Annotated in this window: 20 protein-coding genes; 3 read left to right on the forward strand and 17 right to left on the reverse strand. The window is 75.1% G+C overall.

Going from position 1 to position 26,975, the window contains the following annotated elements:
• Positions 1–3: 3 nt before the first annotated feature.
• The 14 genes from HH311_RS21645 to HH311_RS21710 form a co-directional block, all read right to left on the reverse strand.
• The gene (locus HH311_RS21645; protein ID WP_169185768.1) at positions 4–1,455 is read right to left on the reverse strand and encodes a glycosyltransferase; all 1,452 of its coding nucleotides are present in this window, start codon (positions 1,453–1,455) and stop codon (positions 4–6) included.
• On the reverse strand, positions 1,452–2,603 hold the full coding sequence (locus HH311_RS32040; protein WP_169185769.1) for a glycosyl hydrolase family 18 protein: 1,152 nt from the start codon (positions 2,601–2,603) through the stop codon (positions 1,452–1,454). Before HH311_RS32040 ends, HH311_RS21645 begins: the two co-directional genes overlap by 4 nt.
• Before the next feature lie 44 nt (positions 2,604–2,647).
• Positions 2,648–3,634 carry an NAD(P)-dependent oxidoreductase gene (locus HH311_RS21655; RefSeq protein ID WP_169185770.1) on the reverse strand — a complete coding sequence of 329 codons (987 nt, stop codon included), beginning with the start codon at positions 3,632–3,634 and terminating at the stop codon, positions 2,648–2,650.
• Positions 3,634–4,827, reverse strand: coding sequence for a glycosyltransferase (locus HH311_RS21660; protein ID WP_169185771.1), 1,194 nt, complete (start codon positions 4,825–4,827; stop codon positions 3,634–3,636). The genes HH311_RS21655 and HH311_RS21660 overlap by 1 nt, the downstream gene beginning before the upstream one ends.
• Positions 4,824–6,290 (reverse strand): sugar transferase, encoded by a 1,467-nt coding sequence (locus HH311_RS21665; protein WP_169185772.1) that lies wholly within the window; start codon positions 6,288–6,290, stop codon positions 4,824–4,826. The genes HH311_RS21660 and HH311_RS21665 overlap by 4 nt, the downstream gene beginning before the upstream one ends.
• Positions 6,290–8,836 (reverse strand): NAD(P)-binding domain-containing protein, encoded by a 2,547-nt coding sequence (locus HH311_RS33480; RefSeq protein ID WP_312030307.1) that lies wholly within the window; start codon positions 8,834–8,836, stop codon positions 6,290–6,292. Before HH311_RS33480 ends, HH311_RS21665 begins: the two co-directional genes overlap by 1 nt.
• Positions 8,833–10,188 (reverse strand): nucleotide sugar dehydrogenase, encoded by a 1,356-nt coding sequence (locus HH311_RS21675; protein WP_169185773.1) that lies wholly within the window; start codon positions 10,186–10,188, stop codon positions 8,833–8,835. The genes HH311_RS33480 and HH311_RS21675 overlap by 4 nt, the downstream gene beginning before the upstream one ends.
• Positions 10,189–10,233: 45 nt before the next feature.
• A complete protein-coding gene (locus tag HH311_RS21680) occupies positions 10,234–11,403 on the reverse strand; it encodes a glycosyltransferase (RefSeq protein ID WP_169185774.1) in 1,170 nt (389 codons plus the stop codon).
• A 3-nt stretch (positions 11,404–11,406) separates the two neighbouring features.
• Complete coding sequence (locus HH311_RS21685) at positions 11,407–12,171, reverse strand: polysaccharide deacetylase family protein (protein WP_211190603.1); 765 nt, start codon at positions 12,169–12,171, stop codon at positions 11,407–11,409.
• Positions 12,168–13,964 (reverse strand): polysaccharide deacetylase family protein, encoded by a 1,797-nt coding sequence (locus HH311_RS21690; RefSeq protein ID WP_169185775.1) that lies wholly within the window; start codon positions 13,962–13,964, stop codon positions 12,168–12,170. Before HH311_RS21690 ends, HH311_RS21685 begins: the two co-directional genes overlap by 4 nt.
• Positions 13,961–14,653, reverse strand: coding sequence for a response regulator transcription factor (locus HH311_RS21695; protein ID WP_169185776.1), 693 nt, complete (start codon positions 14,651–14,653; stop codon positions 13,961–13,963). Before HH311_RS21695 ends, HH311_RS21690 begins: the two co-directional genes overlap by 4 nt.
• A gap of 75 nt (positions 14,654–14,728) precedes the next feature.
• Positions 14,729–15,376, reverse strand: a complete 648-nt coding sequence (locus tag HH311_RS33485) for a response regulator transcription factor (protein WP_169185777.1) — start codon at positions 15,374–15,376, stop codon at positions 14,729–14,731.
• Positions 15,373–15,999: a sensor histidine kinase KdpD gene (locus HH311_RS33490; RefSeq protein ID WP_169185778.1), complete on the reverse strand. Its 627-nt coding sequence runs from the start codon at positions 15,997–15,999 to the stop codon at positions 15,373–15,375. The genes HH311_RS33485 and HH311_RS33490 overlap by 4 nt, the downstream gene beginning before the upstream one ends.
• Before the next feature lie 142 nt (positions 16,000–16,141).
• Complete coding sequence (locus HH311_RS21710) at positions 16,142–16,735, reverse strand: response regulator transcription factor (RefSeq protein ID WP_169185779.1); 594 nt, start codon at positions 16,733–16,735, stop codon at positions 16,142–16,144.
• A 181-nt stretch (positions 16,736–16,916) separates the two neighbouring features.
• Here HH311_RS21710 and HH311_RS21715 point away from each other — a divergent pair, with 181 nt between their 5' ends.
• Positions 16,917–17,606 carry a response regulator transcription factor gene (locus HH311_RS21715; RefSeq protein WP_169185780.1) on the forward strand — a complete coding sequence of 230 codons (690 nt, stop codon included), beginning with the start codon at positions 16,917–16,919 and terminating at the stop codon, positions 17,604–17,606.
• Positions 17,607–17,622: 16 nt separating this feature from the next.
• Here HH311_RS21715 and HH311_RS21720 read toward each other — a convergent pair whose 3' ends face one another.
• Both HH311_RS21720 and HH311_RS21725 read right to left on the reverse strand, forming a co-directional pair.
• Positions 17,623–18,831, reverse strand: a complete 1,209-nt coding sequence (locus tag HH311_RS21720; RefSeq protein ID WP_169185827.1) for an Ig-like domain-containing protein — start codon at positions 18,829–18,831, stop codon at positions 17,623–17,625.
• A gap of 185 nt (positions 18,832–19,016) precedes the next feature.
• The gene (locus HH311_RS21725) at positions 19,017–19,214 is read right to left on the reverse strand and encodes a DUF2795 domain-containing protein (RefSeq protein WP_169185781.1); all 198 of its coding nucleotides are present in this window, start codon (positions 19,212–19,214) and stop codon (positions 19,017–19,019) included.
• A gap of 140 nt (positions 19,215–19,354) precedes the next feature.
• Between HH311_RS21725 and HH311_RS21730 the strand changes: the two genes are divergently transcribed.
• Positions 19,355–19,903: a MerR family transcriptional regulator gene (locus HH311_RS21730; protein ID WP_211190604.1), complete on the forward strand. Its 549-nt coding sequence runs from the start codon at positions 19,355–19,357 to the stop codon at positions 19,901–19,903.
• Between the two features lie 128 nt (positions 19,904–20,031).
• Positions 20,032–23,220: a serine/threonine-protein kinase gene (locus HH311_RS21735; RefSeq protein ID WP_169185782.1), complete on the forward strand. Its 3,189-nt coding sequence runs from the start codon at positions 20,032–20,034 to the stop codon at positions 23,218–23,220.
• Positions 23,221–23,290: 70 nt separating this feature from the next.
• Here HH311_RS21735 and cobN read toward each other — a convergent pair whose 3' ends face one another.
• The gene (gene cobN / locus HH311_RS21740) at positions 23,291–26,965 is read right to left on the reverse strand and encodes a cobaltochelatase subunit CobN (RefSeq protein ID WP_169185783.1); all 3,675 of its coding nucleotides are present in this window, start codon (positions 26,963–26,965) and stop codon (positions 23,291–23,293) included.
• Positions 26,966–26,975 lie beyond the last annotated feature (10 nt).

The raw sequence follows: 26,975 nt of genomic DNA on the forward strand, positions 1-26,975 counted from the left end.
GCGTCACGTGGGCATGGCGTCGGCCTCGCGTGCCTCGTCGGCCTCGTCGGACTCCGTGGCGCGGCGGGCCGAGGGGAGCACCACCGCGGGGATGGCGGCCGGCCGGTCGAGACGCTGCGCGGGGACCACCGTGACCGTCTCGGGCGGCTCCGTCACCGGTTCGGCCACCTCGCGACGCTCGGGGCTGGTCCACCGGCCGTCCGAGCGACGCGCCATGCCCGGCACCAGGGTCCGGATCGCCAGGTAGGCGTCGATCAGGCGCATGAAGGGAAACGCCAGGAACGCCGCGAGGTAGCGCGTGTGGCGCTCGATCAGCACGACGACGCAGGTGAGCAGGAAGTCCGGGGCGAGGATGCCGAACAGGAGCGCCGGCAGGCTGAGGTGCGCGGCGAGGACGGCGTACAGCGGTCCCTCGACCGGCCAGGTCAGCGCGGCCGGCGTGATGTCCGGCAGGACCAGGACGAGGGCGAGCAGCGGCAGCAGGAGGAAGCTCACGGCGGCGGTGATCAGCTCGAGCAGCAGCAGGCAGAGCATGAGCCCGAAGAGGCTGGGGCGAGGTGGGAGCCGCCGCACCGTCTGCCAGAGGCCGAGCGACCAGCGGCGGGTCTGGCGGACGTAGTCGATGAGACGGTCGGGGTCCTGGGTCTCCGCCACCGCGTCGAGCGTGAAGCCGACCCGTCCGAGGTTGCGCCGGTACAGCTCGAAGGTCATGTTGAAGTCCTCGATCACGAGCCCGGGCGGGTTCATGTCGATGAGCGGGAGGACCCTGGTCCGGTACATGCTCGCGAACCCCGGCACGATGTGCGTGGCGTTGATCCGCGCCCAGGTCTGACCGAACTTGATCAACCGCTGGGTCAACGTGTAGATCCGCTGGCGGTGACAGGCGATGATCTTCCCGACGAGCGACAACCGTCGCCCGTCCCAGGCGCTCCGTACGGCTCCCGCGACCGCGGCGATCCCCTCGTCGGTGAACAGCGGCAGTGCGGCGTCGAAGTAGCCGGGCTGGACCCGGGTGTCGGCGTCGAGGAGGAGCACGAAGTCGAACCGCTCGACCAGCCCGAAGCGCTCGATGGCCTCCTCGAGCGCACCGGCCTTGCCGAGGTTGGTCGCGGTCGAGATGACGTGGACCCCCATCTGCTCCGCCAGCTCCACGGTCCGGTCGGTGGACCCGTCGGAGACGACGTGCACCTGGTCCGCCGGGACCAGCGCGGTGATCGCGGCGAGGCTCTCGGTGATCACCACCTCCTCGTTGTGGGCCGGCATGAGCACCGCGACCTGCGCGAGCTCGGGGACCGGAGGCGGCGCGGCGACCACCCCGCCGCCGCGCTTGCGGGCGCGACGGCGGCGCCACGCGGCGAGCGGGTGCTCGTCGACGAGCCGGCAGAGGCCGATGAGGCCCCAGATGGTGATGTTGAGCCCGACGATGCCCAGTGCGAGCAGCCAGACGGGGATCATCCGGAACCTCCGGGTGCGCGTGACGTGGGTGGGGACTGGGTGTGCTGGGCGAGTCCGGCCCAGAGCGCCGGGTCCGGTGGGGCGTACATCCAGAGGAAGACCGCGTGCACGCCGAAGGAGTCCGCGACGGCGCGCTTGGCCTCGCCGCTGGCCGCGTTCTCGAACCACACCTCGTGCTGGGCGCCGTCCGCGCCCGTGTAGCGGAACCACGGCGACTGGCTCAGCGGATCCCACTGGACGGCGACGCCGTGCGACGAGGACAGCGCCATCGCCTGCGCGTACGAGATGGTGGTGCCCTTGTTCCCGACCCAGTCGTAGCCGGCCTGGTCGAGTCCCACCACGATCTTCTCCGGGGGGATCACCGTGATCGCGTAGGCGAGCACGTCGTGCACCCAGCTGGCCGGCGCGACCGGACCGGGTGGCGAGGTCTCCCAGTGGTAGTCGTAGGTCATCAGCCGGACCTCGTCCGCGGCGGCGCCGATCGCGGCGTAGTCCTGGGCCACGTTGCGCTGGTCGTCGCCGGCGTCGTCGACCTTGGCGAACAACGCGACCGACAACGTCTTGTGTGCCGCGTGCAAGGAACCGGCGAGCTGCTGGACGAAGGTCGTGAAGGACGTCCGGTCGCTGCCCTGCAGCTCCTCGTAGTCGAGGTCGATCCCCGCGTAGTCCTGGGAGATCGCCAGCTGGGTGATCGAGGCGATGTTGCGCGCCATCGTCGGCGGGTCGTGCAGGACCGGCGCCACGGCGTCGTAGGAGAAGTCCCCGCCCACCATGTTGGACACGCTGGGCATCAGCGGGACCTTCATCGCGCGGAGCTTCGCCATCACCGCGGCCGCCGACGCGGTGTCCTGCCGCGGCACCGCCGACTGCACGGAACCGTTCTGGGCGAGGTTGTAGACCCACGGCGAGATCTCGTCGATCACCTGGGGATTGGCCTCCACCGCGGCAGCACCGGGACCCAGGTTCCAGTACGGGATCGAGGCGATCACGGTGTCGCGCCCGGGCGCGGCGGCCGCGACGGGGGTCGCGGCGCTGCGGGAGCCGCTGTCGGTCATCACCGCCACCCCCGCCCCGAGGGCCACGATCGCGGCGAGCGCGAGCGCGACGACCAGGAGGCGGTCCTGGCGGCGCTGTGGTGCGGCATGCACACCCCTCCTTCCGGAGTCGGTGAGGTGGATTCCCCAGGCGGCGGTCATGCCGGCCGGGTCATCGCCGGGCGTCGTCCGAGCTGGTCAGCGACGACGGAGTCGATGACGTCGTCGAGGTCGCGGGCGGGACGGAAACCGAGGAGCCACTCGGCGAGCCCGCAGTCCGGCACGCGCCGCTGGAGGTCCTCGTAGCCGCGGCCGTAGATCTCCTCGTAGGTGTGCCGCTCGATCGTGCTGGACGATCCGGTGCGGGCGATGACCCGCCTCGCGAGCTCGTCGATGCTGACCGGTTCGCTCCGTCCGATGTTGACCGCCCGACCCGTCGCCTCGTCGCAGGCGGCGAGCGCGACGAGGGCGGGCACCACGTCGAGGACGTGGCAGAAGCAGCGGATCTGCTCGCCGGAGCCGAAGACCGTGAGGGGCTCCCCCGCCAGCGCCTGGGCGACGAAGCGCGGCACCACCATCCCGTACAGGCCGGTCTGTCGCGGTCCGACCGTGTTGAACAGCCGCGCGATGACCCCGTGCATGCCGAACGCCTCCACGGAGGCGGACACGAGACTCTCGTCGAGCGCCTTGGCCTCGGAGTACGACCAGCGGTGCATCAGCGGCGAGCCGACGATCCGGTCGTCGTCCTCGCGGAGACCGATCTTGGTGTTCTTGCCGTACACCTCGCTGCTCGAGGCCACGAGCAACCGCGCCCCGTGCCGGCGGGCGGCCTCGAGCACGACGTCGGTCCCGTGGACGTTGACCCGGATGCCCTCGACGGTGCGGTCGCGGACCACGAACGCGCCGACCGCGGCCGCGAGGTGGAAGACCGTGTCGGCGCCCGCGGTGAGGTCGTCGACGAGGTCGGCGTCGAGCACCGACCCGCGGTGGAACTGCAGGGCCGGGTGGTCGGACACCTCGCGCAGGTTGTCGATCGAACCGGTGCTGAGGTCGTCGAGCGCGACGACCTCGTGCCCGACCTCGAGGAGGTGCTCCACGAGGTGGGAGCCGATGAACCCGGCGGCGCCGGTGACGAACGCGCGCATCAGGCACCCCCCACCAGGGTCCGCGGGGTGGAGGCCGGCCTCCGGCCGTCGGCGGCCCGGGGCGGTGGGACGACGTCCCCGAGGACCTCGGTGACACCGACCAGCGGACGGCGCCGGGAGTCGAGCCGCTCGTAGAGCTCGTCGATGCGCTCGGTCACCGCGGTCATCCCGTAGTGCGCCATGACCGCCGGCTCGCTGCGTCGCGGCGACGGGGACGCGAGCTCGTCCGCGATCGCCTCCCGCATGCCGCCGACCTCCCCGGGCACCTGGCGGGCGCGGTCCGTCGCGATGCCCGCGAGGGCGGGGCAGGTGGTGTAGAGCGCCCGGACGCCGTTGGTGAGGGCCTCGAGGACCGACAGGCCGAAGGTCTCCTGCTCGGAGCTCGCGATGAAGAGGTCCAGCGCCGAGAGCACCCCCGCGACGTCGTGCCGCTCGCCGGCGAACGTCACGTACGGCGCGGCCCCGCTCTCCCGGGCGACCTGCTCGAGGTGGGCCCGCTCGGCGCCGTCGCCGACCACGAGGAGCCGGACCGTCGGGCCGAGCAGCGGCGCGGCGGCCTCGATGACCATGTCGAACCGCTTGTTCGGGTCGAGGCGCCCGAGGACGCCGATCACGGTGGCGGACGAGGGCAGCTCCAGCTGGTCGCGGACCTCCGCCCCGGCGACCGGGTCGGCGGCGACCCGGTCGAGGTCGAGGCCGTTGGGGATGATCTCGATCTTGCGGGCCGACACGCCCCAGCGCACCAGCCGGTCCCGGACCGCCGTGGAGACCGCGATGGTGACGTCGGAGCAGATGTCGCTGGCCAGGTAGAGCGCGCGCACGCCGCGGGTCATCCGGCGGCGCTCGAGGTGGGTCTCGCCGATCGAGTGCTCCGTGGTGACGACGATCGGGACGCCGGCCAGGCGGGCGGCGAGCCGGCCGTAGATGCACGAGCGGTAGAGGTGGACGTGCACCACGTCGTAGCGGCCACGTCGCATCAGCCCGGCGAGGTGGAGCAGTGCGGGGAGCTCGGTGTTCCTGGTCATTCCCAGGTCCCGCACCCGACCACCGTCGCGGATGATCATGTCCGCCACCGGGCCGGGGTTGTAGAGCGTGACCACGTCCGCGTCGTGCCGGGTGTGCCGCAGCAACGACCGCAACTGGAGCTCGGCGCCGCCGACGCCGAGGCCGGTGATGACGTGCAGGACCTTCACGGATGACCTCCGGTGGTGTGGGGTGCGCGGGCGGGCGCCGCCGGCAGGGCGGCGAGGGTGCGGAGCAGGATGACGGCGTCGAGCCAGAGCGAGCGGTACTCGACGTACTGGGAGTCGAAGCGGGCCCGGTCGTCGAGCGAGGTGTCGCCGCACAGGCCGTGGACCTGCGCCCAGCCGGTGAGGCCCGCCCGGACGCGGAGCCGGTCGAGGTAGCCGGGGACCGTGCGGGCGAACAGGGCGGCGAACACGGGGCGCTCGGGTCGCGGCCCGACGAGGGCGAGGTCGCCGCGCAGCACCCCGAGCAGTTGGGGAAGCTCGTCGACGTGGGTGCGGCGCAGCAGCCGGCCCCAGGGCGTGACTCCTCGGTCGGGGACGGCCCATCCCTGCTCGCCGTCGCCCACGACCGACCGCAGCTTGACGACGCGGACGGGCACGCCCGCCCGGCCGACCCGCCACTGCCGGAAGAACGCGGGTCCCGGGCCCGCGAGCCGGCCCGGGCCGCCGAGCAGGGCGGCGAGCAGGACGAGCGGCCCGGTCAGCACGAGCAGCACCGACGCGATCAGCACCTCGCCGGTACGGCCCAGCCGTCGCGTCGGCGAGGCGTCGTCGGGGATCGGGCGCAGCGGGACGAGCGCGGTGCCCCACAGGTCGTCGAGACGGCCGAGGGGGACGTCCAGGCCGCTGCGCGGCAGCCGGGGCACCACCCACACGCGAGCGCCCGCCTCGCGGGCGGCCCGCACGGCGTCCTCGAGCGCGACGGGTGGGAGCGCGGGCGGCGGCACCGGACCCGGCACCGCCTCCTCCGGAGCGGCGGGCTCCTGGGCGGCCGGGAAGGCCACCACCACCCGCCGGACGCCGAGGCGCCGGACGAGGTCGGGCAGGTCGGCCACCCGTCCGAGCCAGGCCGGTCCCGCGTCCCCGACGACGGCCGCGCCGGCGTCGTCGAGGATCCCGAGCGGGTGGAGGCCCAGCTCGGGTCGGGCACGCATCAGGCCCGCGAGACGCAGCCCCGTCGGTCCCGCCCCGACCACCAGCGCGGGCTCCCCGCCGGTGCGGCGGCGGCGCCGCCGCTGCGCCACCCCGAGGCCGGCACGCACCGCCGCGACCAGCACCCCGGCCGCCGCGACGGCGGCGACGGGCACCCACGGTGCGGCCGACCGGTCGGCGAGCAGGACCAGCAGCGGCAACGGCAGGGCCGTGGCGGCGACCAGCCGCGGCACGCGGGGGCCGACCAGCGTGGTGATCCGCGGGCGGTACGAGCCGTCCGCGGCGAGCACGCCGACCACCACCAGGCCGTAACCGATCGCGAGGACACCGGGCACCCCGACCAGGGCGGCGGCCACCGCGGCCGCCGCGCCGTCGAGGACCCCGACCAGCACGGCGACCCCGTCGGCCCGCGCGGGGGCGCGCGGCGGCGTGCGCGGCTCCCGCCGCGCCGCCTTCTCCTCCGGGGCGGCCGTCATCACGCCACCGGGGCCGGCGTGGGCGTCGAGGCGACGATGCTGCGCGCCGCCGCCTTCGCGGCGTGCGCGGAGCCGTAGGCGAAGCGCATGACGGGGCCGAGGCTCGGGGTGACCGCCGGGCCGCAGAAGTACAGGCCGGGGACCGAGGAGCGGTAGTCCGCGGTCACGGACGGGGTACTGCCCAGCATGGTGATGCGGGAGCGCAGGCCCGGCTCGAGGAAGCCCATCCGGGACAGGTCGATCCGGTACCCGGTGCCCGCCAGGACGTGCTCGGCGTGCAGCACCCGCTGCCGACCCGAGGCGTCGCGCAGGTCCAGGCGCACCTCGTCGCCGTCGACCTCCGCGCCCGTGAGGCGGTGTCCGGTGAGGATCGGCACGACGCCCTCGACCCGTGGGCGCAGCCAGTAGGCCCCGGCGGGCCCGAGCGCCGACCGGGCGCGCGACAACCGCACGTTGTCGGGCAGGCGGTGGTAGAGGTCGGGCCGGTTGGAGTAGAACCAGGTGCCCCAGCCGGAACCGAGCGGCGCTTCGGGCTCCCGCAGCCGCCGCCAGAGCGACCGCTGCGCGGCGAGCGGCTCACCGTTCCAGGCGATCTGCTCCGCCCGTGCCACCAGGCGGGTGTCCGCGCCGGCCTCGTGGAGCAGGGCCGCGCTCTCCAGGGCGGCCTGCCCCGCGCCGAGCACCACGACCCGGCGCCCGGAGAACTCGGCCATGTCGCTCTGGTCGCTGGTGTGCGAGACCAGCCGTGCGGGCAGGCCGGCCAGCTCCGGCGGCAGCGCCGCGGCGCCGGTGAGGCCGACGGCGACGACCACCTGGGGGGCGTGCACGACCTCGCCGTCGGCGAGCTCCACCCGGAAACCGCGCTCGTCCTGGGCCAGTCCGACCACCGGGGTGTCCTCGAGGTCGGGCAGGAGCTCCCGGGCGAACCACTCCCCGTAGGCGACGAACGTGTCGAGCGCGACCGGCACCCCGTAATGGGCGTAGGGGGTCTCGGTCCGGCGGCAGTACGCCTCGAGGGTGTGGGTGCCCCGGGGGTCGGAGAGGCTCGAGGCGAACCCCTGCGACTTGAGGAACATCCCCTTCGGCATCGTCTTCCACGCCTGCATGGCGCTGCCGAACTGTCGGACCCGCAGCCCGGTCGGGGCCAGGTGGGCCCCGAGCGACAGACCGTAGGGGCCGGCGCCGATGATCACGACATCGGTGCGGTCCTGCATGGTGGTGTCCTCCCCAGTGGTGGTTGTGCCGGTGGACCGTGCGGTCGTCCGGCGCCTGGTCCCCCGGCGCGGGGGCCCGGCGGTGCGGGACCTCCCGGCGACGCCGCGTCGGCCGGCCTCGACGGCCGTGCGGGCGGCCATGAGCGCGAAGGGCAGTGGGTCGTCGGCGGCGAACCAGGCGGGCTCGTCGATCCCGCGCAGCGAGCCCGCCCAGCCGCGGACGTCCAGCTCGCCACGCCGCAGGTGGGTGAGCGCGGCGACGGGGTCGTAGGGCTCGACGACGAAGCGGCGCGGCTCGGGCGGATCCGCGGGCACCGGTCGGCCGGTGAGGTCGAGGTGCGCCGCGACCGCGACGTCGGTCCCGCCGCGTCCGCGGAACACCCGGAACTGCGCCCCGAAGCGCGGGTTCGCGTCGAGCAGCTTCGGCTCGCCGTCGCGGGGATCGACCCGCAGGTCGAGGTCGACCACCCCCCGGTAGCCGGCGCGACGCAGGAAGCCGGTCGCCGCCGCGGCCAGCGCGGGCCACGGCTCGACCCGTCCGAGGCTGGTCAGCCCGGCATGTGCGGGGTAGGAGCGTTCCTTGACACCGGTCCCGACGAACGCCGCGCCGCCGTCGCCGTCGAGGTAGGCGTGGACGAACCAGTCCTGCGGCCCGCCGTCGGGACCGGTCGGGGCCAGGTACTCCTGCACCAGCAGCGACCCCGGCCGCGCCGCGACCTCGGCGACGAGCTCGTCCAGCTCGACCCGGGCGCGCACGATCGACGTGCTCGCCCGGCCGCCGCGGTCCCCCAGCCGCTTGACGACCAGCGGCAGCCCGAGCTCGCCGGCGAGGGCGCGGACCCGCGCGGGGTCGGTGACCCGTTCGGTGCGGGGCGAGGCCATCCCGTGCTCGGCGCAGAGCCCGGGCAGCTGCGCCTTGTCAGCCAGGCGACGGGGCAGCGCGGCAGGCACGCGGGGGAAGAGGAACCGGTCGCGGAGTGCCTCGCCGTGCTCGGCGAGCAGCATCGCCCCGGCATCGTCCGTGGTGAGGAGGACCGCCGGGGCCGCGAGGTCCCGGGCGATGCGGTCGAGGCCGGCGAGCACCACGGTGGGGTCGGCGGGGTCGGACCACCACGGCCAGCGGCGGGTGAGGTGGCGCGACCGCGCGGCGGGCGCCCAGCCGTGCTCGTGCACGCCGTGCACGGCGACCCCGCGGCTGCCGAGCGAGCGGATGACGCCGAGGGCACCGTGGTGCATCACGTTCGGGTCGGTCTTGAGGACCACGGCCGGCACGCCGGTGTCGAGCAGGCCGTCCCCGGGCCCCCCGCGGTGGAGCAGCGCCACCGTGGTCACACCACCTGGCGGCGGGTGCCGGGCGCGTCGAAGCGGTAGGTCGCGTCGAGCACCCGCGGGCAGCGGCGGACCCAGTCGTGGTCGACGCCGGGGTGCACCACCTGCACGATCGCGAGGTCCGTGTCCCGGCCGCCCGGGTCGGGCACCGACCGCAGCTCCCGCCCGTCCTCGAGACGGATCACCGGCATGAGCGGGTCGTGGTAGGCGACGTCCGCGCCCCGGTCGAGCAGGGCCGCGATGAGCGGGAGGGCGGGCGACTCCCGCACGTCGCGGACGCCGGCCTTGTAGCTGACCCCGACGACCGTGAGGCGCGCACCGGCCAGCTCGATGCCGTCGGCGGCCAGGACCTCGGCGGCGCGGTCGGCGACGCGCAGCGGGCGGTCCTCGATCGCGTGCATCGTCGCGTCCACGAGCGGGGCGGGTGTCCCGGAGACCTGGAGCTGGGCGAGCAGGTAGTGCGGGTCGCAGGGGATGCAGTGACCGCCCACGCCGGGCCCGGGGAAGGCGCCGAGGAAGCCGTAGGGCTTGGTGCCCGCCGCGAGGGTCACCTCGATCGGGTCGATGCCGAACGTGCCGCACGCGTCGGCGAACTCGTTGGCCAGTGCCAGGGAGACGGCCCGGAAGATGTTCTCGTAGAGCTTGGTGAGCTCAGCGACCTCGGGCGAGCTGACCAGGAAGACCGAGTCGGTGAGCGCCGAGACCACACCCGCGGCCGCCGAGGCGCAGTCGGCGGTGATCCCACCGACCACCCGCGGGGTCTCGCGCTGCCGGTGGTCGTGGTTGCCGGGGTCGATCCGTTCGGGGCTGAACGCCACGAACACGTCGGTGCCGGGGACGAGCCCGCGGGCGTGCAGCGGTTCGGCGAGCAGCTCGCGGGTGGTGCCGACGTACGTGGTCGAGGTCAGGATGATCGTCTGGCCGGGGTGGGCGTGCGCCACGACGGTGCCGCAGGCGGACCGCAGGGCCCGGAGATCGGGGCTGCGGTCCGCGAGGACCGGCGTGGGGACGCAGACGACGACGACGTCGGCGGCGTCGAGCGTCCCGGGGTCGGTGGTGAGGTCGAGCCGCCCGGCGTCGAGGACGAGCTCGAGGGTCCGGCGCGCCTCGTCGTCGAGGTCCACGTCCCGCTCGGCGATCCCGGCGAGCCGCGCCGGGTCGACGTCGAGACCGACGACCCGGTGCGCCGCGTGCTCCACGGCCAGGGCGGTCGGCAGCCCGACGTAGCCGAGTCCGACCACGGCGACCGTCCCGAGCCGCTCCGACTCCGCGGGGCGGGTGAACGCGACGAGGTCCTGCGCCAGCAACCGCTCGCGACCGTTGATCGCGAGGGAGAGCGGGGTGGTGGCGACCATCGGCCGTCCCTCCTGGGGCTACGCGACGGGCGCCCTGCCCGCCGATCACCAGCCTGCGGCGCGCACGGCGGACGGACCTCGGTCATCCACACCAGTCGTCCTACGCAGGTCGGTCGATCGCGCGCCGGAGGAAGCCGCCGCCGCGGTGACCGCCGCGAGGTGGTCGAGGGCGTGCCGGAGGTCGAAGTCGCGGGCGTGGGCGGCGGCCGCCGCGCCCTCCGCGACACGGCGGCGGGGGTCGTGGAGCCGGGCCACCACGGCGGAGGCGAGCGCCGCCTCGTCCTCCGGCGGCACGAGGGCCCCGGTCCCCTCGCCGACCGCGTCCGCGAGCCCCGGGACCCGGCTGGCGACCACGGGCCGGCCCGTCGCGAGCGCTTCGAGCAGGGCCAACGAGAGCCCCTCCCACCGGGAGGGCAGGACGACGACGTCGGCCGCCGCCAGCCACGTCCGCACGTCGCCCACCTCCCCGACCGCGGCGATGCCGGCCTCCGCGGGGCCCACCGTGTCGTGCCGCTCCCCGACCAGGACCAGCCGGGCGCCGGGCACCGCCGCGCGGACCGCGGGCCACGCCCGCACCGCGACGTCCTGGCCCTTCTGCCGGCACACCCGGCCCACGCAGACCGCCACGGGGTCGTCGGGTCCGAGCGCGAGGGCGGCGCGGGCGGCGCGGCGGGCCGCCGGACCGGCCGGGCGGTACCGGGTGAGGTCGACGCCGTTGCGCACCACCGCGAGGGCGCCCGGGATCGCGGCCTCGACCGCGAGTCCCGCTTCCCCCGGCCCCACACACACGCACAGGTCCGTCCAGCGGGCACCGTGGCGTTCCCAGGCGCGGGCCGCGGTCGCGAGCACGGGCCCGCCCGCGAGCCACGACCAGCCGTGCGGCGACACGAGCGTCGGGACCGCACCGCGCACGGCGAGCCGGCCGGCCAGCGAGGCCTTCGACGAGTGCAGGTGGAGCACGTCCGGGCGCGCGAGGTCGACGATCCGCCGCAGGCTCCGGATCTCGGCCACCGTCCGGAGGCCGGGTGCGCGACGGGCGGGCCACACCAGGTGCGGGACGCCGCGGCGGAGGAGCGCGACCGGCAGGGATCCGGTCCCGGGGCACGCGACGGCGACCTGCCAGCCGCGGGCGCGCTGGTCGGCGGCCACCTGCTCGACCGCCACCGCGACCCCGCCCTCCACGGGCTGGGCGACGTGCAGGACCCGCGGGACCACGGGCTAGTCCCGCGCCCTTCCGGCCCCCGACAGGGGCGGCTCCCGCCGCGGGAGGCGCGTCCCGCCGCCCTCGCGGCGCTCGGCCGCGGTGTGCCGTGCCCACTTCGCGGCCAGACGTACCGCGCCGTCGCGGTCGCCCACGTAGGTCCGGGGCAGGGCGAGGTCCCCCGGGGCGGGCGGGCGGCCCGTCGCGCAGGCGTGGCCGTAGCCCGCGGCGCGCACCGCGGCGACGGCTCGCTCGTCGTGGGCGCCGTAGGGATAGCAGAACCCCGTCACGGGCTGCCGGACGACGTCCTCGAGCGCCTGGCGGCTCTCCCCCACCTCGCGCACCAGGTCGGCCTCCGCGATCGGCGCGTCGAGCGGCACGTGGGTCATGCCGTGCGCCCCGATCTCCACTCCCTCACCGGCCACGGCGGCGACCTCGTCCGCGGTCATCAGGTCCTTGCGCTCGCCGTCGGGGTCCCAGTGGTTGTGGCCACCGAAGAGGCCGGGCAGGACGTAGACGGTGGCGCCGAAGCCGTGACGGTGCAGGATCGGGACCACGGTGTCGGCGAAGTCGCGGTATCCGTCGTCGAAGGTGAGGCCCACGAGTCCCCGCGCGGCGCCCCGGCGCCGAGCGGCGAGCAACGTCCCCACGCCGACCCCGACCAGGCCCCCGCGGCGCAACCAGGTGAACTGCGCGTCGAGGCGTTCCGGGTGCACCGTCACCTGGTGGGGATCCCGCTCGTACGGTGTGACCGAGTGGTACATGAGGATCCACGGCGTCATCGGGCCACGTCCTCCCGCTCCGCGTCCGGCGACCTCACGGTCGACTCGTCGTCACCTCGGGCGTCGGAGGTGTCCTCACCGGTCTCCCACGGGCCCCACGCAGGTCGGGGCTCGGGCACGGCCGGCGCTTCTCCTCGACCGCCGGGCCGCCGGCGCCGCAGGTAGTGGTGCGCGAGCCCGATGACGGCGCCGAGCAGTCCCAGTGCGGCCGCCACGACGGCGCCGAGCTCGAGCACGCCCCGCAGCCCCGGGGAGATCAGCGAGGGAGCCGGCACGGCTGCCTCGGTGTAGGCCGTGCTCTGCACCCAGCCGACGGCGCCGACCGCGAGACCGGCCGCGACCCCGGTGGTGTCCGGCGGCGCGGGCGGGGTGTCCCAGGCGATCGGCGCCCAGTCCGCGGCGGGGCCGACGAACGGACTGGCTGTCCAGTACTCCCAGGACCCGGTGCCCGTGCGCCGGTACACCACGAACTGGGTGGGCACCGACGAGCGGTACTGCGCGGCGAGGTGGGTCTGCGTCCCCGGCGACGTCGTCACCGTGCACTGGCCCAGATCCAGCCGGGGCAGCATCGTCGCATCGCCGTTCGTGTACGAGGACACCGTGACCGTCTCGTACGGCGGACCCGCGGGCCCCGCGGGCGTGTAGCGGAAGTCGGCGACGTTCTGGCCGTACCCCGTGGGCTCCCAGCAGTCGGGGACGACCCCGGAACCCGTCGTGAGCTGACCGTCGGGGATCGACGTCGCCGTCGCCGCGGGGGCGGTGTGGGGCGGCCCTGCCCGGCCGCCCACGGTCTGGCCCACGGTCTGGCCCACGGTACGGACCACGAGGGTCCCGGCACGCTGCTGGGCGGCCAGCCAGGCGGCGAACTGGTCGAGCAGCACCGGGCTCGTGGAGAGCGTCCCGCAGTTGTCGCACGACTCGTGGTGGAAGATGAACGGGACCCAGCCCCCACCGGAGCTCTGGGCGGCCGTCACGAACGCCTCGAGGTCCGCCAGCGTCGTGGTCTGCACGATGTCGGGCGGGGTCCTGAGGGCGTAGGGGTCGGCCGGCGGGAGGCCCTCGGCGCTGGTGCACGCCGGGCAGGCCGCGCTCGTCGGTCCGACGCCGTGATCGAGCCGACCGCTCGTGTACCCGCAGTCCCGCACCGCGGCCTCCACCGCGGGCGAGGCCATGCCGAAGGGGTAGGCGAACGACACCGGGTCGAAGCCCCAGGAGGTGAGCGTGGCACGGTCGTCGCAGATCTGACGGGCCGTCTCGTCGGGGGCGTCCAGGGGAAGGTTCGGGTGCGAGACGGAGTGACCGCCGATCTCGTTGCCGGCGGCGGCGACCTGGGTGAGGTCGGCCCGGGTCATGTAGTTCGGCTGGCCGACGGCGCCGGTGTTGATGTAGAAGGTCCCGGCGAGCCCGTTCTGCCGCAGGGTCGGCAGGTACTGCATCTGGCCCGCGAGCCCGTCGTCGAAGGTCAACGAGACGACGAGGGGGGTCGAGCCGCCGGCCGCCCTCGGGAAGGCGGCGGGGGACGCCGACGCGACGCCCGGAGCACTCGCGTCCGGAGCACTCGCGCCCGGAGCACTCGCGCCCGGAGCCACCCTCGCCGTGCCGACGGCGGGCGCCGTGCCGGCGACGAGTGCCACCGCGGCGACGCTGACGGCGACGACGGCGAGGACCACGGCCACCGCGAGCAGCGGCCGGGCCGGCCGCCCGGATCGTCGCCCGGCCGGGGCCGGGTCGTTCTGCCCCGGGCTCCGCGGTTCCGGCGCGCCCGTCGCGGGACCAGGCTCCCGGGGGCTCATCGGCCCGCCCCCGCGAGGTCGGAGCGCGCCGCGGGCTCGCCGGGGAGCCCCGCGGAGCGGGCGAACGCGATGGCCTCGAGCCTGCTGTGGACCCCGAGCTTCGCGTACATGTTGCCCACGTGGCTGCGGACGGTGTTCTCGGAGAGCCGGAGCTTCCGGGCGAGGGTCGCGATGGCCTCGCCGCGCACCATCGCCGTGAGGATCTCCCGCTCGCGGTCGGTGAGCCGGTCCAGGGGACCGGTGCGACGGCGGGCGCGTCGGGCCTCGCCGCGCAGCCGCTCGAGCGCCGCGCCGAGCTGCTCCGGCGGGAACCAGCCGTGCCCCCGCGCGGCGGCCCGCACCATCGCCACCAGCTCCCCGACGTCGGCCTCCTTCGAGACCCAACCCTCGGCGCCGAGCACGGCCACGTCACCGGCGGTGCGCGGATCCTCGTCCGCGGAGAGGGCGATGACGTGGCTCTCCGGGAGGCGCCGACGCAGCGCCAGGATGAGTTCCCGGCGTTCGTCGTTCAGCGGCGAGACCTCGAGGACGACCACGTCCGGCCGGGCTCGGACGGCGTGGGCGACGACGGTCTCGAGCCCGGACGGACCTCGGGTGTCGACCACGAGGTCCGGCTCGGTGCCGAGGCGTGCCGCCAGCGCCTCCACCAGCATCTGGTGGTCGTCGAGAAGCAGGATCCGCAACGTCACGCTCCCAGGATGGGAACCTGCGCCTCTCCGGGCCTCGTGCAACTTGACCAGGACGAGGTGGGGCGAACGGCGGGCTCAGGGAGCAGACGGCGAGGTGACCAGCCCGTGACGGGCGGCGAGCGCGGCCGCCTCGAGGCGCGTGTGCACGCCCAGCTTGGTCAGGACGGCCTGCACATGTGTCCGCACGGTGGTCCTCGAGATCCCGAGCCCGGCCGCGATCTCCGACGTGCCGCGGCCCTCGACCATCAGCCGCAGACACTCCCACTCGCGAGCGGTGAGATGCGCGGCGAGCCGTCGGACGTCGTCGTCGTCGCGGCACGCCGCCGTGGCGCGGCGGCGGGGAGGGAGCTCCAGCGCGACCTCACCGTCGAGGACGCGGTGGATCGCGTCGACGAGGGCGCTGATCCCCCTGGTCTTGTGGACGAAGCCGCGCGCCCCGAGGTCGAGGGCCCGCTGGACACCGCCGACGTCGGGATCCGCGGTGACCATGACGATCCGCGTGTCCGCGCTCGCGGCGAGGAGGTCGGGGATCAGGTCCAGCCCGTCGCCGTCGGCGAAGGTGCGGTCGAGCAGGCAGACGGCCGGACGGTGCTCCGTGACGGCCGCCAGGACGTCGCAGGCCCGGTGGGCGACCGCCCGGACATCGAGCCGACGCTGCCCGAGCACGGTGCTCAGCGCGTCGACGAACACCCCGTGGTCGTCCCCGACGACCACGGTGCTCACGCCAGCGCCTCTCGTCCCGTCGGACGCGGCGTCCTCGTGTCCCGGCCGCGCAGCACGACCTCGGCCACGGCGCCTCCCCCGCGCCGTGGCCGCAGCGTCACGTCCGCCCCGAGCCGGTCGGCGAGGGAGCGCACGATCGCGAGGCCCATGCCGCGTGAGCCCACCGGACCCCTCGTGGGGCCCGGCCCGTCGTCGAGGACCCGGATGACCGGGTGCGTCCTTCCGCACAGCTCCACCTGGACCCGGCCGGACGGACCCGCGGCACGCGCCGCGTTGTCGACGAGGTTGGACACCAGTCGCCGCAGGCCCTGGCGATCGGTCTCGGCGAGCATCCGGGGACCGGGGCAGAGCACCACCGTGCCCGGGCACGCGACGTCCCGCCCGGTGACCACGTCGTACAGCAGGTCCCCCAGGTCGACGAGGTCCCCGTCCGGCGCCCCCGCCGGCACGGACCCGCCCCTGACCAGGTCGAGCAGCAGATCGATCTCCCGCTCGACGAGCTCCAGGCGCTCGGCGGCCGCGGTGTCGAACCCTCCTTCCCCGCGCACGGCGGCGACGAGCGCGGAGAGCGTCGCCACCTCGTGACCGATGTCGTGCAGCAGTGCGGCATCAATCGTGTCCACGCCCCGGGCCCTTTCTCGATCTCCCTCGTGCGCTCGCCCGAGGTACTCCCCCTTGATCGGCATTCCCGCTCTGCCCCGACCACCGGGCGTCGCGGGCTCGGTGGACCGCCGGCAGCCCTCCCGCTGCTCGAAGGTCACACCGTCATCCCGCGCCTCGCAGTGTCCGGACCGCGTCGACCCGCGTGTGCACGCCGAGTTTGCGAAAAACTTCATTGATGTGCGTTCTGACCGTGTTGTACGACATGTCCAGATATTCGGCGATCTCGCGGTTGCCGAGCCCTTCCCCCAGCGCGTCCAGCACCTCGCTCTCCCGCGCGGTCAGGCGCGCGAGCGGACCGGCGTCGCGGCCACCGGCCGCGTCGGCGCGCAGCGACTCCAGGATCTCGCCCTGCACGTCGCAGGGGAAGAAGGCCCCACCGCGCACCACGCCGCGCAGCACGCGGACCAGGTCGTCGGCGCCGCACCGGCGGTCGAGCCACGCCCACGCGCCGGCGCGGGCGGCCGCGACGGCACCCCCGGGTGCATCGCTGGTGGCGATGACGACGACCCGGCTGCCGGTCGGAGAGGCGCCGAGCTCGGACCAGTCGTCCGGCGCGCCCCCGCCGTCGACGAGCACCACGTCGGCCTCGGGGCCGTCCTGGGCCAGCGCCATGTCCGGCTCGGCGGCCAGGCGGCGACCCAACGCGTCGGCGAGGATCGCGGATGTCGTCAGGTAACGGACACGAAGTGAGCCCACACGCCGACTTTAAGTGCCTGAAGGCCACAGGTCCTCATCCATCTGGACGGACACGCGGTCATTCCGAAACCGTGCGGCCGGTGAACGTGACCGTTTCGCAATACACATGCAGTCAACGTCGACCTCCGGTCGAGCGTCACACTCCCGAGTGAAATGACCACCGGTCGAACACGGGAGCTCGATGACCAGCGTGCTGATCGCCGACGACCACCGACTCTTCACCGAACTCGTCGGCGCCTATCTCGCCGAGCACGGGATCGAGATCGCCGGCGTCGCGGCCACCGGCGCCGAGGCGCTGGCGCGCGTGCGCGCGGACCGGCCGGACGTGTGCCTCGTCCACGCCGCCGCGTTGGCCGACCGGGGCGCCGGTCCGGTCACCGCGTTCCTCGCGCAGTTGGCGGCCTGCTCGCCGGGGACGCGCGTCGTGGTGCTCACCGAGGCCGACGTCCCGGGGGCGCAGGCGGCCATCGCGGCCGGCGCCGCGGGGTACGTGCGCAAGAGCGCGTCCGGGGAGGACCTGGTGGACGCGATCGAGCGGGCCGCGCGCGGCGAGGCGGCGATCGGGGTCGCCGGGCGCCCGGGGGTCGGCTCGGCCGCGGGGGCCGACGACCCGGTCGACGACCCCGTCGACGATGCGGCCGAGGCCCGCCGACGGCTGGCCACGCTCCGGGCCAGGGAGCGGGAGTGCCTCGCGCTGATCGCGGGCGGCGCGTCGACCGAGGAGATGGCCGCGACCATGGGCGTCACCGTCGCGACGGTGCGCAGCCACGTCCGCGCCGTGCTCGCGGCCCTCGGCGTGCACTCCCGGCTGGGTGCGGCGTCGGTCGCGCTGCGGCACGGGCTCGTCGGGTCGGTGCCGCGGGCGAGCTGACGGCGGCGCCGGCCGATCAGGTGGTGCCGGCCTGCCACTGCGCCCAGGACAGCGCCCAGTCGCCCCAGCGGTCCCACACCGGGAGCGCCGGGCCCCCGGAGTTGGTGACCTCGACGACGTCGCCCACCCCGAAGTGGTCGAAGAACCACTGCGCGTCGGCGGGGCTGAGGTTGACGCAGCCGTGGGAGACGTTGTCGCTGCCCTGCTGGGCCACCGACCACGGCGCGGCGTGCACGAACTCGCCGTCGTTGGAGATGCGCTCGTCGAGCAGCACAGTCTCCTTGTAGTAGCCGGGCTGGCCGGGCATGACGCCGTAGGTGGCGGAGTCCATGACCACGCTGGGCTGCTTGTCGGAGATGACATGTGTTCCGATATGTGTGGGGAACTGCGGCGACCCCAGGCTGATCTTCATGGTCTTCACGAGTGCGCCGTTGTCGAAGATCTGCATCTGCTCGCTGCCGCCGTCGGCCTTGGCCACCCAGGCGTCGTGCACGTGGAAGGTCTCGTGGACGTCCTTGGCGCCGAATGCCCCGCCGCCGAGGTCCGCGCCGTAGAGCTTGCCGTCGAGGGTCACCGAGGTGCCCGGCTTCCAGTAGGTCTGGGGCCGGTAGTCCACCTGGGTCGAGGAGATCCAGTGCCAGGCGCCGGGCTGGGGCGGGTTCGACGTCACCGCGAGCGCCCTGGTCGCCGCGTCCTTGTCGGTCACCGCGTGGGAGAAGGTCACCGCGATCGGCTGCCCGACCCCGACGTTCGTGCTCCCCGGGTCGACCGCCGCGCTGTCGGTCTGCTTCGGGGCCAGCGTCGACACCGTCGACTGCAGGTGCGTCGGGGCGCCCTGCGGCGTGACGGCGTCGGCGACCACGGTGTAGGTGCGGCCGTAGGCGAGCGGCTCCGTGGTGGTCCAGGTGGCGCCGTCCGGCGAGGTGGTCCCGGTGACGGCGTCCCCGGAGGGGTTGGTCATGTGCACCGCGGTGATGCGGCCGCCGTCGGCGTGCACGTGGACGGGCGCGGTGGGGTTCACGTCGGCGGCGGGGTCGACCGTCACCCGCGGGCCGGGCGGGGGCAGGGCCGCGGACGAGGCACCGGCGGACGCCGCGGGCGAGGCGGAGGTCCCGGGCGCCGCCCCGCTGCCGGAGCACGCGGCCGCGCCGAGCACCAGCGCGGCGGACGCACCGAGCACCGCGAGGGTGCGCCGTCGTGGCGCCGATCCGTGCCGGTCCGTCACCGCGCGCACCGCACGCCACCTCGTCACACCACGCCCCTCGCTCCCCGGCGCCGAGCGCGCCGGGAGCGACGGTCCCACACCCGCTCCGTCACCCGGGTGATCGGGTGGGCGTGTTTCCGCAGCTCCAGCGCCTGATTCGTCCCCCCTTGGGCGCCTGCCGACCGGTTCGTGCGCGCCTGCGCCGCCTACAGCGGACGTCGACTGCGGAGGTGGGCGGGCGTGGACGTGAGCGCCACGACGATGTCGAACACGTCGCTGTACTCGCGGTCGGGGATCTGGGCGATCTTGGTGCGGGTGAGGGCGTCGACCCCGAACTCGTCGGCCGCGGCCGCGATCTGCCACGGCCGCACCGGGAAGTCGATCCCGTCCAGGACTGCGGCCACCGCGGAAGCCCTCACGCCCTCCACGGCTACCGGCGGTCACAGGTACTCGTCAACGTGACCGTCGTGGCACGTGAGGCACGCCCACCCGGCCGAACCGGGGGGTTGGCTTCGAGTGCGCTCGAAGGCCTAGCGTCGGTGCCATGACGGCAGTGAGCACCCTCCCGGAGACCGTGGGGATCCCGTCGGCCGGGATCTCCTCGGCGGAACCGCACGTCCACCCGGCGAGCCGGCTGCGCTCCATCCTCGACTCGGTGGCGGCGGAGGACGGTTCGCTGCCGCCGCTGAACGACGAACTGGTCCGCGCCATGCGGCTGCCCGACGACCTGCCCGAGACCCTGGGGATCTCCGAGGTCGCCGAGATCACCGGGATCACGGCCCACACGCTGCGCTACTACGAGCGCATCGGGCTCGTGGAGACCGACCGCGACGCCGCCGGCCGCCGCGTCTACGACCGCGACGCGCTCGGCCGGATCGCCTTCGTCACCTGGCTGCGGCTCTCGGGGATGCCGATCGCCGGCGTCAGCCGCTACCTCGAGCTCGTCAAGGCGGGCCCGGACACCCAGGACGAGCGGCTCGCGCTCCTGCTCGAGCAGCGCGCGGCCATCGTCGCGCAGCTGCGGGACCTGCAGGGCGCGCTCGCCGTCGTCGACTACAAGATCACGACCTACGGCGGGACCTGCGGCGCCTGACGCGTCCCCGCCCGACGGGCGTGGCCCGTGACTCACCCGCACGGACGTCATCGCCGCGCGACGGTCGCAGCGAGTAACCTCCCCCGACGGGCAGAGCAGGCAGGACGTGGCTGGGGGACGGTGTGTCGGTGACGGAGGTGGGGACCGGCGCCACGGTCGGCCGCTACCGCCTCGAGCAGCTCCTCGGCCGCGGCGGCATGGGCGAGGTGTGGCGCGCCTTCGACACCGGCCGCGAGCGCGCCGTCGCCCTCAAGCTGCTGCTCCAGCCGCTCGCGCGGGACGAGGAGTTCGTCGCCCGGTTCCGGCGCGAGGCCCGGCTCGCCGCGCGGCTCTCCGATCCCCACATCCTCCCGATCCACGACTTCGGCGAGCTCGAGGGCCGGCTGTTCATCGACATGCGGCTGGTCGACGGGCCCGACCTCGCGCGGGTGGTCTCCCGCGGGCCCGTCCCGCCCGAGCGCACCGCGAACGTCGTCGCGCAGATCGCCAGCGCCCTCGACGCGGCCCACGCCGGTGGCCTGGTCCACCGCGACGTCAAGCCCGCCAACGTGCTCCTGGCCGCGCGCGACCCGGTGTTCGCCTACCTCACCGACTTCGGCGTGGCCGCCGAGCAGGACCGGTCGGACAACCTCACCAGCGCCGGCACCATCATCGGCACGCTCGCCTATCTCGCGCCGGAGACCTTCGAGGGCACGCCCCCGGGGCCGGCGTCGGACATCTACGCGCTGGGCTGCGTGCTCGCCGAGGCGCTGATCGGCCGGCCGCCGTTCCGCACCTCGACGCCCCTGGACGCGATGCGCGCCCACTTCGACGAACCGCCGCCGCGCCCCTCCGAGCAGGTGCCCGGGGTGCCGGCCGCGCTCGACGAGGTCGTGGCGCGCGCCATGGCCAAGGACCCGGCGCGGCGCTACCAGACCGCCGCCGAGCTCGGGGCGGCCGTCACGGCCGCCGTGACCGCGTCGTCCCCGCGGTCGGCGGCGTCGCCGACGACGCCCGCCGCCGAGGCCACCCAGGCGGTCCCGACGGCGGCCGTCCCCACCGCGGCGGGCCCCGCGCCCTCCGTCCCGCCGGCGCCGTCCGTCCCGCCGCCCCTCACCGGCGACGCGGGGCACACCGCGATCACCCGCTCCCCGGCGGTGCCCTTCGAGCTGCCGCCCCCGCCGATGGGGCGGATGGCGCTGCGGCCGGACTACCGGGCCTCCCCGGGCCCGCTGCGCTACCCGTCCGTGATGCCGTTCCTCGGCCACCAGCCCTTCGTCGACGCGATCCGGCAGCGCCTGCAGTACTCCCCCGGCGGCTCGCTGCTGCTCACCGGGGCGAGCGGGTCCGGGCGGACCACCGTGGTCGCCCGGGCGCTGGACGAGCTGCACACCGAGCTGGTGTCCACCGCGGCCGAGCCGGTCCCCGTCGTCGTCGTGTGGCAGGCCCTCGGGCGCCCCGGGACGCCCGAGGAACTGGTGCTGCGCTGGACGCGGGGGCTGGCCGAGGCGCTGGAGCGGGCCGGCGTCGTGCCGCGCCTGTCGTCCGAGGTCGCGGAGCTGCTCGACGTCACCAACCAGCGTGCCCACTACCCGCTCGGGCTCGCCGAGGCCGAGCAGGACTTCGTGCGCCTCGTGTCCGCGCTGGCCGAGGAGGCCGCCTCCGGCACGGGGACGTCCCGGCGGTGGTTCCGGCGCGCGGCCGGCGACCCGTGGACGGGCCGGATCGTCGTGGTCGTCGACGACGTCGACGAGCTCACCGCCGACCCGGCCGGGCTGGCCACGCTCGAGCCGCTGCTGCGCGCGGTGCAGGACCTCCTCACCGGCACCGGGGTGCACTTCGTCTGGGTCGCGGGCGTCGACGTCCTCGAGCTCGCCCGGCGCCCGAACACCCGCGGGAGCAGCACCTGGTCGGCGATCTTCGGCCGGCCGCTCTACCTGCACGGGCTCGGCCCCGGCGCCGCGGCCGAGCTGCTGCGGGGCGTCCTGCTCTCCGGGGGCGCCGAGCACGGCGCCGCCGAGCTCGCCGACCACCTCGAGTACCGCGCCCGGGGGCTGCCCCGCCGGCTGCTCCACGAGCTCGACGAGCTCGTCGAGTGGCACCCGGACGGCCCGCACGTGGTGATCGACCACGCGACCGGGCTCACCGTCGCCCTCGACGCCGCGCTCCAACGCCGGCTCGGCCCGCTCTGGGCACAGGCGCGACCGCGGGGACCGCTGACGCACGCCGTCGACGTCGACCGTCGCCGCCACGCCGCCCACCTCGTCGTCGACTGGGTCCTCGACCGGCGCGGGACGACGTTCACCGCGTCGGACTTCGTCGCCGACCGCGCCGGGTGGGACGTCGCAGGCGACGACGAGTGCCTCGAGCTGCTGCGCGAGCTCGTGACGATCGGGCTCCTCGAGGCCCGCGAGCCCGACTCCCCCGCCGCCACGTTCATCGGTGCTCCCGGGCCGGCCGAGACCGTGTACCGGCTCGCCCGCTCGGTGTCCGAGGCGGCGGCGCGCACCGCGCCGCCGCTGGAGCTGGGCCGGGTCGGCGACGGGCGCTACGTGCTCCTCTCCGAGCTCGGGAGGTCCGCCCTCGGGCGGACCTACCGGGCGCACGACACGTTCGCCAACCGCGACGTCGCGATCAAGCTCCTCGACGTCCGCGAGCAGCAGCACGACGACGTGGCCCGCGCCCGGTTCCGGCGCGAGATCGAGCTGGCGCGCCGGCTCGAGCACCCGCTGGTCGCGACGACGCTGGGGTCGCTCGACGACCACGGCCGCCCCGGGCTGGTCTGCGAGTTCGTGCCCGGGCTGCCGCTCGACGAGCTGCTGGCGCGCGGCCCGCTCGCGCCGCCGGTGGCCGTCGACCTCACCCTCGGGCTGCTCGACCTGCTCCACCACCTGGCCGGCGCCGGGGTCGTGCGGCTCGACCTGACCCCGTCGCACATCGTGGTGACGCCGGACGGCCGGCCCGTCGTCGTCGAGCTGGGCCTCGCGCGCCGCGCCGACGCGACCGACGACCGCCTGACCGCACCCGGCCTCGTCGTCGGGACCCCGCTGTACCTGTCGCCCGAGCAGCTGCGGGGCCGGCCGGTCGACGCGCGCTCGGACCTGTACTCGCTCGGGCTGGTCCTCGTCGAGATGCTCACCGCCGCGCCCGCCCGGCGCGGGTCGGCGGCGACGATCATCGCGCAGGCGGCGACGTTCCGCGTCGACGTCGGCGTGCTGCCGTGCTCGCGGGAGCTCCGCGACGTGCTCGCCCGCCTGCTCGACCCCGAGCCGGACGCCCGCCACGCGGACGCCGCGGAGCTGGCGGGGGCGTTGGCGCGGGTGCCGGAACGCCAATAGGTGCGCTGCGCGCTCGTGAGCACTAAGTGTCGGTATACCGACAGTTAGTGCTCACGAGGCCGCAGGCCACCTATCCTTCGGCCTCGCCCTCCGCCTCCAGGAACGCCTCCCGCAGCGCCTCGACCATCGCCGGGTCCGGCTGCTCCCACAGCCCGCGGTCGACCGCCTCGAGCAGCCGCTCCGCCATCCCGTGCAGCGCCCACGGGTTGGCCTCGCGCAGGAACTGCCGGTTCTGCTCGTCGAGGACGTAGTTCTCGGTGAGCGAGCCGTACATCCAGTCGCTGACGGTGCCGGCGGTCGCGTCCCAGCCGAAGAGGTAGTCGACGGTCGCGGCCATCTCGAAGGCGCCCTTGTAGCCGTGGCGGCGCATCGCGGCCATCCAGCGGGGGTTCACGACGCGGCTGCGGAACACCCGCGCGGTCTCCTCCACCAGCGAGCGGGTGCGCACCGACTCGGGGCGCGTGGAGTCGCCGACGTAGGCCGCGGGCGCGGCCCCGGTCAGCGCGCGCACCGTCGCGATCATGCCGCCGTGGTACTGGTAGTAGTCGTCGGAGTCGGCGATGTCGTGCTCGCGGGTGTCGATGTTCTTCGCCGCGACCGCGATCCGCCGGTACGCCGCCCGCATCTGGTCGGTGGCCGACTCGCCGTGGCGGTCGCGCCCGTAGGCGTGCCCGCCCCAGGTCGTGTAGATCTCCGCGAGGTCGGCGTCGCCGCGCCAGTCGCGGGAGTCCATCGCCTGCAGCAGGCCGGCGCCGTACGCCCCGGGGGGCGAGCCGAAGATCCGCGTGGTGGCGTCGCGCCAGTCGCTGCCCGACGCGGCGTCGGACCGGGCGTGCGCGGCGACGAAGTTGTCCTCGTCGGGCTCCTCCAGCCCGGCGACCAGCTGCACCGCGTCGTCCATCGTCGCCACCACGTGCGGGAACGCGTCGCGGAAGAACCCCGAGATGCGCAGCACGACGTCGACGCGGGGCCGGCCGAGCTCGTCGGCGGGCACGACCTCGAGCCCCGTCACCCGCCGGGAGGCCTCGTCCCACACCGGCCGGACGCCCAGCAGCGCCAGCGCCTCCGCGACGTCGTCGCCGCTCGTCCGCATCGCCGCGGTCCCCCACAGCGAGAGGCCCACGCTGGTGGGCCACTCGCCGTCGTGGTCGGCGCGGTACCGCTCGAGCAGCGAGTCCGCGAGCATCTGGCCGGTCTCCCAGGCCAGCCGCGACGGCACCGCGCGCGGGTCGATCGAGTAGAAGTTCCGGCCGGTCGGCAGGACGTTGACCAGCCCGCGCAGCGGCGAGCCCGACGGCCCGGCCGCCACGTGCCCGCCGGACAGGGCGTGCAGCACCCCGTCGATCTCGGCGGTCGTGGCGTCGAGACGGGGCACCACCTCGGTGGCGGCGAACCGCAGGATGTCGGCGATCGTCTTGTCGTGGTCGGCGCCGAGCACCTCGGTCGCGACGTCGGCCGCCTCCTCCGCGACCCAGTCCCGCTTCTCCATCCCGACGACGAGGCTGCTCGCCAGTTCCTCGGCCCGGTCGACGTCGATCCGGCTCGCGGACCCGGCGGACTCGTCGAGACCCAACGCCTCCCGCAGCCCGGGCAGCGCCTGGGTGCCCGACCACATCTGCCGCGCCCGCAGGATCGCGAGCACCATGTCGACCCGCTCCTGCCCGGCCGGGGCGCGCCCGAGGACGTGCAGGCCGTCGCGGATCTGGGCGTCCTTGATCTCGCAGAGCCAGCCGTCGAGGTGCATGACGAACTCGTCGAAGCGCTCGTCGTCGGGCTGGCCGGTGACGCCCAGGTCGTGGTCGAGCTTGGCGGCCTGGATGAGCTGCCAGATCTGGCCGCGGATCGCCTCGATCTTGCCGGGGTCCATGGCCTGGATCGACGCGTACTCGTCGAGCAGCTGCTCGAGCCGCGCGAGGTCGCCGTAGGACTCGGCGCGCGCCATCGGCGGCACCAGGTGGTCGACGAGGGTGGCGTGGGCGCGGCGCTTGGCCTGGGTGCCCTCGCCGGGATCGTTGACCAGGAAGGGGTAGACCAGCGGGAGGTCGCCGAGGATCGGGTCGGGGGCGCAGGACGCGGACAGGGCCGCCGTCTTGCCGGGGAGCCACTCGAGGTTGCCGTGCTTGCCGACGTGGATCACCGCGTGGGCGCCGAAACCGTGCTGATCTTCTCGGGCCTGCACCCAGCGGTAGGCCGCCAGGTAGTGGTGGCTCGGCGGCAGGTCGGGGTCGTGGTAGATCGCGATCGGGTTCTCCCCGAACCCGCGCGGCGGCTGCATCATCACGACGACGTGGTCGCGGACCAGCGCGGCGAGCACGATCGCCGGGGCGCCGGTGGAGTCGTCGAGGAACATCGACCCCGGCGCCGGCCCCCAGTGCTCCTCGACGCCCTCGCGGAAGTCGGCCGGCAGGGTGGCGAACCACGCGGCGTACTCGGCGGCGTCGATCCGGACCGGGTTGGCGGCCAGCTGCTCCTCGGTGAGCCAGTCCTGGTCGTGGCCGCCGGCGTCGATGAGGGCGCGGATGAGCAGGTCACCGTCGCCCTCGTCGAGACCGGGCACGTCGCCGACCCGGTAGCCGGCGTCGCGCATCGCCCCGAGCAGGGTGACGACGGAGGCCGGGGTGTCCAGCCCGACCGCGTTCCCGATCCGGGCGTGCTTCGTCGGGTAGGCGCTGAGCACGAGCGCGACGCGCTTCTCGGCGTTGGGCACGTGGCGCAGCCGGCCGTGGGCGACCGCGAGCCCGGCCACCCGGGCTGCCCGCTCGGGGTCGGCGACGTAGACCGGCAGGCCGTCGTCGTCGATCTCCTTGAAGCTGAAGGGCACGGTGATGACGCGGCCGTCGAACTCGGGGACGGCGACCTGGTTGGCGGCGTCGAGGGGGCTCACGCCGTCGTCGTCGGCCAGCCACTCCTCGCGGGACCGGGTGAGGCAGAGCGCCTGCAGGATCGGGACGTCGAGGCCGGCCAGCGCGCCGGTGTCCCAGGACTCGTCGTCCTCGCCCGCGGAGGCCGTCGCGGGCTTCGAGCCGCCCGCGGCGAGCACCGTCGTGACCAGGACGTCGGCCGCGCGGAGCCGCGCGAGGAGCCCGTCGTCGGGGCTGCGCAGGCTGGCGCAGAACAGCGGCTCGGGGACGCCGCCCGCGTCGACGACCGCCCGGCACAGCGCGTCGACGAAGGCGGTGTTCCCGGCCATGTGGTGGGCGCGGTAGTAGACGACGGCGACCCGGGGCCTGGCCCGAGATGCCAGCGAAGCGTCGTCGCTTGCATCCAGTGACAGTTCCGCCACATCGTCGACGCCCCAGGCCGGCAGCCAGCCCCAGCCCGGCATCTCCTCCGGCGGCGCGAACCCGTGCCCGGTCAGCAGCACGGTGTCGGACAGGAACGCCGCGAGCTCGCGCAGGTTGTCCGGCCCGCCCTGGGCCAGGTAGAGGTGCGCCTGCGTCGCGACCCCGACCGGCACCGTCGACGACTCCATCAGCTGCGCGTCCGGTGCCTGCTCCCCGCCGAGGACCACCACCGGGACCGGCCCGGCGAGCAGCGCGTCGAGCCCCGCCTCCCACGCCTGTCGGCCGCCGAGCAGCCGCACGACGACGAGGTCCACGCCCTCGAGCAGGGCCGGCAGGTCCTCCGCCGGGTCGACGCGGGCGGGGTTGGCCCACCGCCAGGGCACCGATCCCGTCTCCCCGGCCGCCCGGGCCGAGCGCAGGTCGGTGTCGGACGTCGAGAGGAGGAGCAGCACGCAGGACATCTCACCATCT

This window comes from Actinomycetospora sp. TBRC 11914, from assembly GCF_012933465.1.
Classification (GTDB): Bacteria; Actinomycetota; Actinomycetes; order Mycobacteriales; family Pseudonocardiaceae; genus Actinomycetospora.